The organism is Acidaminococcus intestini DSM 21505 (assembly GCF_000425045.1).
Lineage (GTDB): Bacteria > Bacillota > Negativicutes > Acidaminococcales > Acidaminococcaceae > Acidaminococcus > Acidaminococcus intestini.
In genome coordinates this window covers 1-13092 of record NZ_AULA01000042.1, presented here as the reverse complement: position 1 = coordinate 13092, position 13092 = coordinate 1, and the positions used below count along the sequence as shown (strand labels likewise).

14 protein-coding genes and 1 pseudogene are annotated in these 13092 nt (G+C 50.0%); 8 read left to right on the top strand and 7 right to left on the bottom strand.

The window, feature by feature from the left end; all coding sequences use genetic code 11:
- From H503_RS0110395 to H503_RS0110385, 3 genes are all read right to left on the bottom strand, one after another.
- The coding region (locus H503_RS0110395) for a transposase (protein ID WP_026385723.1) at positions 1-305 on the bottom strand (305 nt) is incomplete at its 3' end.
- 121 nt (positions 306-426) lie between these two features.
- On the bottom strand, positions 427-939 hold the full coding sequence (locus H503_RS0110390; RefSeq protein ID WP_009016253.1) for a folate family ECF transporter S component: 513 nt from the start codon (positions 937-939) through the stop codon (positions 427-429).
- Between the two features lie 15 nt (positions 940-954).
- The gene (locus tag H503_RS0110385; protein WP_009016254.1) at positions 955-1920 is read right to left on the bottom strand and encodes an agmatinase; all 966 of its coding nucleotides are present in this window, start codon (positions 1918-1920) and stop codon (positions 955-957) included.
- Between the two features lie 174 nt (positions 1921-2094).
- Between H503_RS0110385 and H503_RS0110380 the strand changes: the two genes are divergently transcribed.
- Positions 2095-2880, top strand: coding sequence for an IclR family transcriptional regulator (locus H503_RS0110380; protein WP_009016255.1), 786 nt, complete (start codon positions 2095-2097; stop codon positions 2878-2880).
- Positions 2881-2931: 51 nt separating this feature from the next.
- On the opposite strand, the gene H503_RS0110375 is transcribed toward H503_RS0110380, so the two are convergent.
- Positions 2932-3288, bottom strand: coding sequence for an AzlD domain-containing protein (locus tag H503_RS0110375; RefSeq protein WP_009016256.1), 357 nt, complete (start codon positions 3286-3288; stop codon positions 2932-2934).
- Positions 3285-3731 (bottom strand): branched-chain amino acid ABC transporter permease, encoded by a 447-nt coding sequence (locus H503_RS0110370; protein ID WP_232048569.1) that lies wholly within the window; start codon positions 3729-3731, stop codon positions 3285-3287. The genes H503_RS0110375 and H503_RS0110370 overlap by 4 nt, the downstream gene beginning before the upstream one ends.
- 512 nt (positions 3732-4243) lie before the next feature.
- Here H503_RS0110370 and H503_RS0110360 point away from each other — a divergent pair.
- The 6 genes from H503_RS0110360 to H503_RS0110335 all read left to right on the top strand — a co-directional run bounded on the left by H503_RS0110360 (position 4244) and on the right by H503_RS0110335 (position 10384).
- On the top strand, positions 4244-5509 hold the full coding sequence (locus H503_RS0110360; protein ID WP_009016258.1) for a DUF1015 domain-containing protein: 1266 nt from the start codon (positions 4244-4246) through the stop codon (positions 5507-5509).
- On the top strand, positions 5493-6578 hold the full coding sequence (gene serC / locus H503_RS0110355) for a 3-phosphoserine/phosphohydroxythreonine transaminase (RefSeq protein WP_009016259.1): 1086 nt from the start codon (positions 5493-5495) through the stop codon (positions 6576-6578). The genes H503_RS0110360 and serC overlap by 17 nt, the downstream gene beginning before the upstream one ends.
- A 212-nt stretch (positions 6579-6790) precedes the next feature.
- Positions 6791-7849 carry an NAD(P)-dependent alcohol dehydrogenase gene (locus tag H503_RS0110350; RefSeq protein ID WP_009016260.1) on the top strand — a complete coding sequence of 353 codons (1059 nt, stop codon included), beginning with the start codon at positions 6791-6793 and terminating at the stop codon, positions 7847-7849.
- Between the two features lie 54 nt (positions 7850-7903).
- Positions 7904-8869, top strand: a complete 966-nt coding sequence (locus H503_RS0110345) for a GTP-binding protein (RefSeq protein WP_009016261.1) — start codon at positions 7904-7906, stop codon at positions 8867-8869.
- A 145-nt stretch (positions 8870-9014) separates the two neighbouring features.
- Positions 9015-9569, top strand: coding sequence for a LemA family protein (locus H503_RS0110340; protein WP_009016262.1), 555 nt, complete (start codon positions 9015-9017; stop codon positions 9567-9569).
- 26 nt (positions 9570-9595) lie between these two features.
- Positions 9596-10384: a TPM domain-containing protein gene (locus H503_RS0110335; RefSeq protein WP_009016263.1), complete on the top strand. Its 789-nt coding sequence runs from the start codon at positions 9596-9598 to the stop codon at positions 10382-10384.
- A gap of 110 nt (positions 10385-10494) precedes the next feature.
- Here H503_RS0110335 and H503_RS0110330 read toward each other — a convergent pair whose 3' ends face one another.
- Positions 10495-11016 carry a hypothetical protein gene (locus H503_RS0110330; RefSeq protein ID WP_009016264.1) on the bottom strand — a complete coding sequence of 174 codons (522 nt, stop codon included), beginning with the start codon at positions 11014-11016 and terminating at the stop codon, positions 10495-10497.
- 140 nt (positions 11017-11156) lie between these two features.
- Complete coding sequence (gene hydG / locus H503_RS0110325) at positions 11157-12578, bottom strand: [FeFe] hydrogenase H-cluster radical SAM maturase HydG (protein ID WP_009016265.1); 1422 nt, start codon at positions 12576-12578, stop codon at positions 11157-11159.
- 240 nt (positions 12579-12818) lie between these two features.
- On the opposite strand from hydG, the pseudogene H503_RS0110315 reads away from it, so the two are divergent.
- Positions 12819-13092 (top strand): annotated as a pseudogene (locus tag H503_RS0110315) (helix-turn-helix domain-containing protein); the annotation flags it as partial.

The window sequence follows — 13092 nt, the reverse complement described above, 5'->3', positions numbered from 1 at the left end:
TCTTCTCTGTATTTACGAACCCATTGGTACAAAAGACTATAGCTCATACCATATTGACAGGCGACAGCCATCATTGACTGTCCGGCATTTACTTGTGAAACCAATTCAAGTTTCTCCTCTGGGGACCATGCCTTGTAATGTGCTTTGTGACACAATGCTTCCGGTCCGCCAGCCTGTTCGATACGATTCCAAGTACGAATCTTGTTACGAAAATTTGCTGTTTTAATTCCTTTAGGTGTTTTTACCCACTTACCTTGACGATAAAGTTCTACACACATCAGCTTAAATTCAGTCGTATAACGCAAAATGTACCCTCCTTACTGGGTGTCCAGTAAAGAGGGTACATTTCAGGCCGATGGACGGTCCTTTTTTGTCATGAAAAAGCGGGCACCAGAAGAAAAACTTCTTCTGGTGCCCGCTTGTCAATCAAAGCAGGGAGAGACGCTTCTTGAGAGGCGGCAGGACAATGGAAAGGAGAACCGTTTTTGTGACAACGCCGACCGCGCACTGGAAGAGGCGGGGATACAGCAGGTTCATCATGGGTGTGTGGAAGAGTACGCTCAGCCAGTAGGTGTTGAGGACGAGGCTGACGCCGATTTGGGTAAGGAAGACCGCAAGCAGGATGGCTTTTCGGCTTAGGCTGCGACGAAAAATCAGGCCATAAATATAGCCATCGAGAAAGGAGGAGAGTGTAAAGCCGGGAAAGTAGGGCCCTACGGGGAAAAGAATTGCACCGATGAGGTCACCCAAGGCGCCTGTCAGGCCGCCGGCAAGGGGGCCGCCGATAAGGGCGGCGGCAGCGACAGGCAGGAAACTCAGTCCAATCTTCAAGTTCCATGTGTGAAGGGAGAGAAACCGGGCAAGGATGATTTCCATGGCCGTGCAAAACCCAATAAGGGTGATCCATTTGCCGGAATGGTAGGAATGCTTCTGGTCCATGGCAGGTTCCTTTCGTCAGCGAAGGGCTTCTTTCCTTTTCATGGCAAAGCCCAAGAGGTCAGAAATCAGGCGGGCGGCGAGGTATCCCGTCGTGCCTCCGATATCGTCAAAAGGCGGGGCTACTTCTGTCATGACAATTCCTTTGAGGTCGCTTGACGAGCCAATGGCTTCAAGGATATCGACCGCTTCATCGTAATTGAAACCGCCGAACATGGGGGAACCCGTAGCCGGCGCATAAACGGCATCCATCGCATCGATATCAAAACATACGACAAACTGTTTGGCAAGCCCAAATTCCTTGAGAATCCGGTCAATGCCCAAGCGGCGGACATCGCGGCAGGAATAGATTTGATCTCCATGTTCGCGGGCTTCTTCAAAATCATCGGGACCGCTGCTGCCAATGCCGCGGACACCCAGATGGAGGATTCGTCCCACATAGGGAAGCCCAGCGGCATTTCTCATGGGGGAGCCGTTAAAGAATTTCTGACCGTCAAGAGGTTTGGTCCAATCTAGATGAGCATCAATATGAACGATATCAAAGTTCCCAATGCCTTCCAGACCTTGCAGGACCGGGAAGTCAACGGCGCAGTCACCGCCTAGAACAACGGGAAGGGCCCCTTGTTTCTGGATAATGGAAACGGCACTTTCCAAGTTTGCCATGGTGCCTTTGAGGTCACCGGGGATATAGTCCACATCCCCACAGTCTACAACATGCCAACGTCTGGCATCCATATAGTACTGCTTGCGTTCCGAATCATAGGTGCCGCCCTTTTTGTAGGTAAAGCGGGTTGAACCCAACCGGATTCCGCGAGGGCCAAGACGGCAGCCCGTGCGGCCTTGGATAGCCAGATCGAAGGGGGCGCCAAGGACGGCAACATCAGCATTCAGATGATAGATATCTGTTGCCAGGTCACTTTTTGCAAAGGTCGCAATCCCTGTAGGGGCCATATTGAGAGGTTTTTGAAGGCTATAGTTATCCATATTTCATCATGCTCCTTTTAACTGCATCGCAGGTCTTTCTTTTGCTGTGCTCTCATTATAGGAAGTGGCGCAGGGGAAGTCAATGAAATTGGACACGATTTTGCAATATAGACACTATAATGAAACAAAATCATTGACAAGACAAATGACGATTTTCTATAATGAGGAAAAATCATGATTTATTTGGAAAGGAGCCTGCTCATGGTGGATCAATCTTCTTCCCCTTATGTCAATTCGGTACTGCATGCAGTCAGGATTCTTGAACTTTATGCGGCCCAGCGTCGGGAATCCCTGTCCCTTACGGGAATCAGCAGGGCCCTTTCCCTGCATAAGACGACTGTATATCGGATTCTGCGAACCCTGCAGCATGCCGGCTGGATTGAACAGTCCGAAAAAAGCGGTCAATACAGACTCGGAACGGGAATCCTCATGGTCGCCTCCGCTGTTTCTGTTCACAATACCGTAAAGGACCTCATTACAGAAGCCCTGAACGATTTGTCCGATTGCTTTAATGAGACCGTTGTCGTTTCGACGCTTCTTGGGCACCAAGGTGTCTGCGTGGATATGGTTCAGTCCCGGCACCGCCTTTCTGTCATGGGCCATAAGGGGTATATCGTGCCCCTTCATATTGGTGCGTCGGGTAAGATGCTTCTTGCTATGCAGGATGAAAGCCTTCGGGATACGCTCATTGGGGAGCTCTTTACAGAAAAGACCAAGCAGCGGATCCTCAAAAATCAGCTCCTTGCTATTCTCCAGGATGGCTATGCTGTTTCCCGGGGCGAAGTTGACGAAGGCGTGGCGGCTGTAGCTGTGCCCCTTCATTTGGGACAGAAGGGATATGTCATCAGTCTATCCGGGCCGGAAGCGCGCCTTGAAACAATTGGTCTTTCCCGCATCCGGGATACACTGCTTAAGACCGTCAGGAACCTGGAACAAAAAGGACGTATGCTGAAGTCATAACTCAAAAGGCTATGAAGGTGTCATTGCATCTTCATAGCCTTTTGAGTTATCTTATAGCCATTCCTGCAGGATATAATAGACCGTACCACCGCAGATGGTAGCAGCTCCCAAGGACTTTGCCCGAATGACGATGGGAGCAATGAAGAGGGTCGTTAACAGGGGAATATTGTCAAGGGAAAGATAGATCGCTCCATCTTTTAATAAAAGATCGGGGAAAACCAAAATCCCAAAATGGCAAGCGGGACAAAATGGAGCCACTTGGTAGATCAAAGGGGAAGTGTGCGGGTTTTGAGCAGTACCATAGGAAAGAAGCGGGGCAGGAACGTGGCAAGGGCCATGGCAAAGATGGCACCCATTGCATAGGTATTGTGTAGCTATTAGCAAGACGGAAGGATTCCCAAAAATCATTCATGGCGTGCCTCCTTTTTCCTAGTAAGGACAGTGAAGGAAATGGAGGCTATTAGGTTTGTCAGAACGATGTGCAGCTTGAAGGGAATGAACGTTGAAAAAAGACAGATATGAGACCGGAGGCAATGCCTGCCGTGACAAGGATCCGTGAACCCATATAGTTTGACCCGATGCCAAGGAACATGGCCGTAAGGATATAGGAAACAAGGGCCAGGCACAAGTTGGAGAAAGATCCCTAAATAGCAGCCTAAGGAACTGGAAATGGACCGGTCCAGCATACTGATGAGGTTGATTGTTTGGTCCTCCTCCGGTGATCCGTCTTCATTACCCTTAACAGCTACTAGGTTGAAGGCAAAGCATTCATCCGTCAGTCCATAAGCAAAAAGGGGGGGAAAGATCCCGCTTTTCTTGCGAACATAGGGGGCCAGGACTGATGTAAACAAAGCGTTTCGAAGACTGGTGACAAAGACCGTCAAAATGATGGATAAGAAGGAAGCCCCATCATCATGGCCATACCAATGAACTCGGGACTGTCGCCATAGATAGGGATTCTCATGGCAAAGAGGGTCGCCGGCATGAGTCCTGCTTTTTGATCAAGCCTGCTGCAGGCGAACCCCAGGACCGTGTAGCCTATGAGAATGGGTAGGCCTTTTTGGAATACATGAGCAGAAAAACAAAGCGAATGAAACACTTTACGATTTTGTTTGAGAGGAAGGAAATCTGTGTGGTCTAAGAAATACAAAAAGAAATTTTACTTGCATTAAAAAAATAAATGAATTATATTTAATAAGTTAATTGTTGAAAGGTCTTTTGAAGGAAAAGTTCCTCTTATGCTATAATATCTTTGTCGGATATTTTTGCAAAAAGAACCTGAATTATTCGGATAGAGCCTAGGATTCCTTTAATTAGACCCTATCCTCTTTCTTGACCGCTAAAGAATAGGAGTGAAGATAATATGGCAGAAATCAGACCGTTTCGGGCTCTGCGCCCCATTCCGGAACTCATTTGTAAGATTGCTGAATTGCCTTATGATGTGATGAATCAAAAAGAAGCCCGGGACATGCTTCGCCAAAATCCCTTGAGCTTTTTGCAAGTGACCCGTTCAGATGCGGCTTTGCCGGAATCTATTGCGGAGGATGATCCCCAGGTTTATGAAAAAGCAAGGGAAAACCTGGAGACGTATATCAGTCGTGGGGAGATGATCCAAGATTCGACACCCTGCTACTATATTTATCGGCAGCAAATGGGTCCTTATATCCAGATCGGCCTTGTGGCAGTCGCTTCACTTAAGGAATATGAAGACAAGGTCATCCGCAAACATGAACTTACGCGGGAAAAGAAAGAACGGGATCGGGTTCAGCATATCCTAGCGACCAAGGCCCAAACGGGACCTGTTTTTCTTGCTTACAAGAGCAAAGGACAGCTTTCTGCTTTCCTGTTGGACTATATGGGAAACCATACGCCGACCTATGACTTTACCGGAGAAGATGAAGTTCGTCATACCCTGTATGTCATGAATGAACCGCTGAAGGTCCAGGAAGTGACTCGTCTTTTTAGGCAGGTCCCGCAGCTTTATATAGCCGATGGCCATCATCGCTGTGAAGCAGCCTATCAAGTCGCCAAGCAATTGGGCGCTCGAAAAGGTCAGACGGGAACCGAGGAATACAATTATGTCCTGTCAGTTATCTTTCCGTCATCCATGCTTCATATCCTGCCTTATCATCGTTTGATTCGCGACTTGGGCGGACTTACGGCGGAAGATTTCCTGAAGAAAGTGAGTGTTTCTTTTGACGTGGAGGACCTGACACGGCCTGCTGAACCATCTGTTCCCCATACATTTTGCCTCTATCTTGGCGGCAAATGGCGGCGTCTCACGGCCAAAGAAGGCACGTATGATGCCGCTGACCCCATTAAGAGCCTAGATACCAGCATCCTCCAGGACCTTCTCCTTTCGGCAATCTTGGGCATCAAGGATCCTCGAAAGGATCCCCGTCTTGATTTCATGGGCGGTATCCGAGGGCTGAAAGGTCTTATGGATGCCGTAGACAGCGGCGCCTTTATGGCTGCGATTGCCATGTATCCAACGACTATGGAAGAACTCATCCGCGTTGCCGACGCGGGACTGATCATGCCGCCCAAATCAACTTGGTTCGAGCCAAAACTGCGGGATGCCATGACCATTCATTTGATAGGAGATGAACAAGATGGGAAGAATCTTTAATTTTGGTGCAGGACCCTCCATGCTCCCGCTGCCTGTATTGGAACAGGCCCAAGCAGAACTGCTTGATTATAAGGGAAGTGGTATGTCTGTTATGGAAATTAGTCATCGCTCTGATCTTTTTGAAGACATCAACCATGAAGCACAGAAAGATATCAAGACCCTTTTGCATCTGGATGATAATTGGAGCGTCATGTTTATGGGTGGAGGCGGTACGCTGCAGTTTTCCATGATCCCTATGAACTTCCTGATGCCAGGGAAAGTCGGTGCCTATGCCGACACGGGCAATTTTGCCCATAAAGCCATGTTGGAAGCGGACAAGATTGGAGAAACGGCCGTTGCCTATTCAAGCCGCAGCACCGGTTATGATCGGGTGCCCAAAAAGGGCGAGATCCAGATGCCTCATCAGGCGGCATACCTTTATATCAATTCCAACAACACGGTCTATGGAACAGAATATCATGAATATCCTGAGACGGGACATGTGCCCCTTATTGCAGATTTTTCATCCGATTTCCTGAGCCGTCCTGTCCCTATGGATCGCTTCTCCCTCGTTTATGGCGGGGCCCAGAAAAATATTGGACCTGCCGGCGTGACTGTCGTTATAGGGAAAAAGAGCTTCCTGCGCGGAAGGGACAGCCGCCTTCCCCTTATGCTGAACTACGAGACGTTCATGGATCATGATTCGACCTATAATACGCCGCCTGTCTACGGAATCTATATCGTCGGTCTTGTGGCCAAATGGCTCCTTGCACAAGGGGGGCTGGAAGCTATGGCGGTCCGCAATGCCAGAAAGAGCAAGATCGTTTATGATGTGATCGACGCTTATCCTGACTTTTATGTAGGTCGGGCCCAGAAGGATAGTCGGTCCCTCATGAATGCGACCTTTAATCTGCCCACGTCGGAGCTGGAAGCCCTTTTTGTGGAAAGCGCCGCCCAAAATGGGATGGTGGGCCTTAAAGGGCACCGCGTTTCCGGAGGAATCCGGGCTTCTATGTATAATGCCATGCCGCAGGAAGGATGCGAAACCTTGGCTGCTTTCATGGATGATTTCTATCGGCGCCACCGCTGATTATGTTGATCAAAGACCTCTTACGTACAGTTTCCGTACGTGGGAGGTCTTTGATGTCCCGCGAAAAGTAAGGACCGCGGAACGTCGATGAAACCTTGTTGGGGCGTGCGGATTTTTGTCATTGACGGAACCTGATGTATCTGTAATAATAAAAGCAACAATTGATAAAATCGATAATTATAAGAACTTTACGACAGCAAGGAGGTGCTCCCATGAAAGGATATGCTATGTTGAAAATCGGTGAATCCGGATGGATCGAAAAAGAACGGCCTGTCTGCGGTCCTCTTGATGCGATTTGCCGCCCTATCGCGGTTGCCATCTGTTCTTCCGATGTTCACACCTTATGGTCCGGAGCCATTGGCGAACGGCACAACATGATCTTGGGCCATGAATGCTGCGCTGAAGTTGTAGAAGTGGGCAGCTTGGTCAAGGATTTCAAGCCGGGGGACCGGGTCCTTGTTCCGGCCATTACGCCGGATTGGAGTTCCGCCGCTGCCCAGGCTGGGTGGCAGCAGCATTCAGGCGGTATGCTCGGCGGTTGGAAATTCTCCAATTATAAAGATGGTGTCTTTGCTGATTTCTTCCATGTCAATGATGCGGATGGCAACCTGGCCCATCTGCCGGAGGGCATGGATCCTGTTGACGCATGCATCATGTCTGATATGGTTCCGACGGGCTTCCACGCCGTCGAACAGGCTGATGTCCAGTTTGGCGATACGGTCCTTGTCATCGGTATTGGTCCTGTGGGCCTCATGGCGGTCCGTGCCTGCGCCCTGAGAGGGGCCAGCCGTATCATGGCGGTGGGGACGCGTCCTGTCTGTATGGAAGTGGCCAAAGCTTATGGGGCTGATGAATTTATCAGCTACAAGGATGGCCCCATCTTTGCACAGGTCTTGGAACGGACAAATGGCGCCGGTGTGGACCGCGTCTGCATTGCCGGCGGCAACGTGGATACCTTCAGCGAAGCCATCAAGTGCCTGAAGCCAGGCGGACGGATTGGCAACGTTAACTACCTCGGTTCCGGAGACTATGTCAAGATCCCTCGCGTGGAATGGGGCGCTGGCATGTCGAACAAGACCATTTCCGGCGGTCTCATGCCGGGCGGACGGCTGCGCATGGAAAAACTGGCGAGCCTTGTCACGAGCGGTCGCCTCGATCTCCATAAGGAAGTCACCCACGTCTTTGAAGGCATGGATCACGTCGAAGAAGCGCTCTTTATGATGCGCGATAAACCGCGGGATCTCATCAAACCGGTCGTCATTTGGAAATAATAAGCAGCAAAGGGGAGGGGATGGGGCCCTCCTTTTTCCATCCAGGAGGCCATCATGAAAGTCCTTATTGTATCCGGATTCCTCGGCGCTGGAAAAACCTCCTTTATCCGCCATATGACGGACACCCTCCTTGATGTGGATTTTGTCATTTTTGAAAATGAAATTGGCGAAACGGATATCGATGTCAAGGTCCTCCAGGAGGGGGAACGGAGCCTGAACGTCTATGAAATGACGGAAAACTGCGTCTGCTGTACGGGAAAAGCTGATTTTCTCACAAACCTCATGACCATCCTTTCCGCCCTGGACCCGGAAGTTCTCATCGTCGAGCCCACAGGAGCGGCTAGACTCAGCATCCTCATGGCAGCCATCGAAGGGCTTTTCTATGACGCCATCGACCTCCTGCCTCCCATAACGATTGTGGACGCAACGACCTTCTTTATGGAAAAGGACCGCTTCAGTGATCTTCGCTTGGAACAGATTCGCCATGCCTCCGTCCTCATCCTCTCAAAATCAGAGCATCTGGAAGAAAGCGAGATTGCCCGCTTCCACAAGGCCCTCCATGAGCTTTCTCCCGAGGCAGAAATTATAACAGGCGACTACACGGCCCTGCCGGACGCCTTTTTTCGGCGCCGTTTGGAGCGGCAGCGGAAAAAAGAAGATCCTGGGACCTGCGGGGAAAAAGGGGAAGAAGCTCACCACAGTCATGGCCCTGGACACACTCATGAGGACTGCCATCACGAGGAAAATCCTGTGGAAACGGTTACCTTGACGGACGTTTTTGTACGCCATCCTCTTTATCTCATGCGCTTTTTGGACCTTGTGACCAAAGGAGCTTTTGGCAGGATTCCCCGGGCCAAGGGGTATCTTCCCTGCGGAGGGGACTGGGTCCGCTTTGACCTCGTGGAAGACCACTGGATGATTTCCGGCTTTTCCCCGCAGGAAGGCGCGAATGTCACTCTTATTGGAAAAGAACTTGATGAAGGGGCGGTACGCGATTATTTTGCAAATATAGCCGATTGATGACCAAGAAACCTCCTGGGCCTAACAAGCCGAGGAGGTTTGTCACATGAACGTCACTTGACAGGAACGGGCAAAATCCGCTACAATCGAAATGTACCCATACGGGGTATGCTTTTTTAACTCAATTAGAAAGTGTGGGAAACCTATGAAAAAAATCTTGCTTGTCCTTCTTGCTGTTGTCGTCCTTATCGGGGGCACCTTGATGGGTAGTTACAATGGGCTTGTCAGTGCCAATGAACAGGTAACGGGCCAGTGGAGCCAAGTAGAAAACCAGCTCCAGCGCCGCAATGATCTCATTCCCAACCTTGTGAATACGGTTAAGGGCTATGCCGCTCATGAGACGCAGGTCTATGCCGATGTGGCAAATGCTCGGGCTAAACTGGCCGGTGCGCGGAATGTCTCTGATGCCGCGGCAGCAAGCGGAGAACTCGATGGGGCCCTGTCCCGTCTTCTTGCCATTGCTGAAAACTATCCGGACCTTAAGAGCAATACGAACTTCCTTCAGCTCCAGGATGAATTGGCAGGGACGGAAAACCGCATTGCTGTAGCCCGCCGTGACTACAACCAGTCCGTCCAGACCTTCAATGCCAAGATCAAATCCTTCCCGACAAACATCCTTGCTGGTATGTTTGGTTTTACGGACCGGGATTATTTCAAGGCTGATGAAGGGGCCAAGACGGTTCCGCAGGTGAAGTTCTAAGGTCATCGAGGGAAGGAGACATTCCCATGAAAAAGAAACTCTTATGGCTGCTCCTTGTCCTCCAGGTGATTTTTTTCCTGCCTTGGGGTTTGGGGCAGGCCGCCGGGATTCCGCCCAAACCGGCGCGGGATATTTATGTCGTCGATGAGGCAGGCGTCCTTTCCAGTCGGACGAAACAGATCATCCTCGCCTATAGTTCCGCCCTTGCCAAAAGGACCAAGACACAGGTCGTTGTCCTTACCGTGCCGACCCTTGACGGGGAAAGCATAGAAGACTATGGGCTTTCTGTTCTGCGCGAATGGGGCATTGGCGATAAAAAAGAAAATAATGGCGTTCTCCTTCTTGTAGCCACCAAGGACCGAAAGAGCCGCATTGAAGTGGGCTATGGTCTGGAAGGCGTCCTTCCTGACGGCCTCACAGGGCGAATCCAGGATCAGTACATGCTGCCTTCCTTCCGTAAGGGTAATTATGACGAAGGAATCCTGAACGGCTATTCCGCCGTCCTCCAGACCGTGGCGAAAGGCTATGGCCTGAGTGTCAAGGACCTTCCCGTAGAAGGAACGAGCCAGCCCCAGCCCCAGGAACAATCGGAAGGTCTGCCTTTTTTGACGCGGCTTATCCTTTTTGGGGGTATTGTGCTGCTCTTTTTGGTGGACCGCCTGCTCTTTGGCGGTGCCATCTTCCGAACCTTGCTCTACCTTTTCTTCTTTCGCGGCGGTGGCCGCGGCGGTGGCTTTGGCGGGGGCGGCGGCTTCGGTGGAGGCAGTTTTGGCGGCGGCTCCGGTGGGGGCGGCGGTTCCAGTCGTAGCTGGTAACAAAGAAACGTACTCATGGATTTCCACGGGTACGTTTTTGTCTATCTGGGAATGGGTTTTTGGACAAATAAAAATGACTGCCCAATAGAGCAGCCATTTTTAGGTTTGACTTATTTGTAGGTCAGTTCCTGATAGCCAATGTAGCAGGTTGCCGGGTTCAGCAGGGCTTCTCCCGTAAAGGCATCGGTTTCAAAGGTGGCTTTGTAGACAACAAAGGGGGTGCCATCCTTATCATCGGTTTTTTTCGTGACGACGATGTTGCGAGCGTCAGCATAACGAGCCTTGATGGCTTCCTTGACGTCTTCTTCCGTCTTCGAAACGGTGACACTGCCAGGATAGTTGGAGCTCTTGACTTCGACTTCCTTGACTTTCTGGGTGGCTCGATCGACTTCGACTTCATAGCGTTCCAAGGTGTCAGGATCCAGGAATTCCAGCTCGAATTTATTGTCATCAGTCTTGGCACTGACAAGTTTGGCCGCTGCAGGAACGACTTTCTGGGCGTTTGTTACAGCCGTCTGTTTGGCTGCAATCGTAGTAGAAACGCCAGCAGCAAAGGCGGGGACGGTGCCAGCAAAGGTACCGGAAAGAACAGCAGCAACAGCCGCGGTTACAGCATATTTTTTCATGTTCATGGATATACACTCCTCTCAAATCACATGTAATTATTATACGATAAGAAAGATGAAGGAACTATGAAAAGCTGAGAATTTCACGAATTTGACGCAAAGACAACGAAAATAAGAAATTATTATGTAATATTTATTACAAAATATTAGAAGCGGAAATCTCTTTCCCCGTGAATGATTTTATCTAGGTAAGCTTGGCAGGTACTCCGAACCTGGGGATTGGGAATCTTATCCAGCTCCTTTGCAATGACGTCTTCTCCCTTTTTGCGAGTATCATCCGAGGCGTAGTCTACAAGATACTCTTTCAGCGTAAGGAGGGCATTTGGCTGGCAGCAGTTGGAGATTTCCCCTGTCTTGGCAAGGGACATGAAGCGATCTCCTGTTCGACCGGCTCGGTAGCAGGCCGTACAGAAGCTCGGGATGTACCCGTCCGTCAGGAGCCAGTTGATGACTTCATCCAAAGTTCGATTGTCGTTCACTTCAAACTGGGCAGAATCTTCTTCCTCTTCTTCGGCATAACCGCCGACACTCGTACGGGAAGCCCCGCTGATCTGGGAAACCCCGACTTCGATGACGGAAGCACGGGTTTTGGCAGATTCACGGGTCGATATGATGATACCTGTATAGGGAACCGTGATACGAAGGATGGCAATGATTTTTTTGAAGAGGTCATCGGAAATGGAGTTGGGGAACGCATCCACGGAAATATCATCAGCCGGACGAATGCGGGGAACGCTGATGGTGTGGGGGCCAACACCGAAGACGGCTTCCAGGTGTTCCTTATGCATGAGAAGGCCGGCAAAGTCATACCGATAGTTGTTGAGTCCATAAAGGACACCGACTCCAACGTCGTCAATCCCCCCTGTCATGGCACGGTCCATGGCTTCCGTGTGATAAGCATAGTCATGCTTGGGTCCATGGGGATGCAGGATTTCGTAATTTTTCCGATGGTAGGTTTCCTGGAAGAGGATATAGGTGCCAATGCCTGCTTCTTTGAGCTTACGGTAATTTTCCACGGTTGTCGCGGCGATGTTGACATTGACGCGGCGAATAGCCCCGTTTTTATGTTTGATACTGTAAATAGTATGGATACTTTCAAGAACGTATTCAATCGGATTGTTGACAGGGTCCTCGCCTGTTTCAAGGGCCAGGCGCTTGTGCCCCATATCCTGCAGGGCCGTCACTTCCCGGACAATTTCTTCCTGCGTCAGTTTCTTCCGGGCGATGTGTCGGTTCTTGGCATGATAGGGACAGTAGACACACCCATTGATACAGTAGTTTGAAAGATAAAGGGGCGCAAATAGGACGATGCGCTGACCATAGATCTTATCCTTGATCTTACGGGCAAGGTCATAGATGGCTTCCGTCACGTCCGAGTCCTCGCTCTTAAGGAGCACGGAGGCTTCCCGATGGCTCAGGCCTTTCAGGTGGCTGGCTTTTTCAACAAGGGACAGGCAGAATTCCTTGTCTTGACTCTTTTCGTCAGCATAGGCGAGGGTTTCCATGATTTCCTCGTGGTTAATGAATTCATCAGCTTTCGAGGAGGCGGGGTTGTAGGGAATGGTCATAGTGGATGATTCTCTCCTTTGGATGGTTGATTTCCCAAACAGTGGTGTGGGCACAAAAAAAGCATGCCAAAAAGGCATGCAAACAGAATCGGTCCATTCACTGCCTTAGTACTTGGGGGTCCTTGTACGCAGGGAGTTTTTGTTATTTTACTGCAAAAATAAAAGTTATGCAACAAAAAGAGGTTGTGAAAAATGTGAAATGTACCCTCTTTACTAGACACCCAGTAAGGAGGGTACATTTTGCGTTATACGACTGAATTTAAGCTGATGTGTGTAGAACTTTATCGTCAAGGTAAGTGGGTAAAAACACCTAAAGGAATTAAAACAGCAAATTTCCGTAACAAGATTCGTACTTGGAATCGTATCGAACAGGCTGGCGGACCGGGAGCATTGTGTCACAAAGCACATTACAAGGCATGGTCCCCAGAGGAGAAACTTGAATTGGTTTCACAAGTAAATGCCGGACAGTCAATGATGGCTGTCGCCTGTCAATATGGTATGAGCTATGGTCTTT

Bases quoted from the DNA above. Each gene is read 5' to 3' on its own strand.
- H503_RS0110380 (WP_009016255.1), top strand. From the start codon at position 2,095: ATGATTTATTTGGAAAGGAGCCTGCTCATGGTGGATCAATCTTCTTCC.
- H503_RS0110350 (WP_009016260.1), top strand. From the start codon at position 6,791: ATGAAAGGATATGCTATGTTGAAAATCGGTGAATCCGGATGGATCGAA.
- H503_RS0110330 (WP_009016264.1), bottom strand. From the start codon at position 11,016: ATGAACATGAAAAAATATGCTGTAACCGCGGCTGTTGCTGCTGTTCTT.
- H503_RS0110390 (WP_009016253.1), bottom strand. From the start codon at position 939: ATGGACCAGAAGCATTCCTACCATTCCGGCAAATGGATCACCCTTATT.
- H503_RS0110345 (WP_009016261.1), top strand. From the start codon at position 7,904: ATGAAAGTCCTTATTGTATCCGGATTCCTCGGCGCTGGAAAAACCTCC.
- hydG (WP_009016265.1), bottom strand. From the start codon at position 12,578: ATGACCATTCCCTACAACCCCGCCTCCTCGAAAGCTGATGAATTCATT.
- H503_RS0110360 (WP_009016258.1), top strand. From the start codon at position 4,244: ATGGCAGAAATCAGACCGTTTCGGGCTCTGCGCCCCATTCCGGAACTC.
- H503_RS0110340 (WP_009016262.1), top strand. From the start codon at position 9,015: ATGAAAAAAATCTTGCTTGTCCTTCTTGCTGTTGTCGTCCTTATCGGG.
- serC (WP_009016259.1), top strand. From the start codon at position 5,493: ATGGGAAGAATCTTTAATTTTGGTGCAGGACCCTCCATGCTCCCGCTG.
- H503_RS0110335 (WP_009016263.1), top strand. From the start codon at position 9,596: ATGAAAAAGAAACTCTTATGGCTGCTCCTTGTCCTCCAGGTGATTTTT.
- H503_RS0110385 (WP_009016254.1), bottom strand. From the start codon at position 1,920: ATGGATAACTATAGCCTTCAAAAACCTCTCAATATGGCCCCTACAGGG.
- H503_RS0110375 (WP_009016256.1), bottom strand. From the start codon at position 3,288: ATGATTTTTGGGAATCCTTCCGTCTTGCTAATAGCTACACAATACCTA.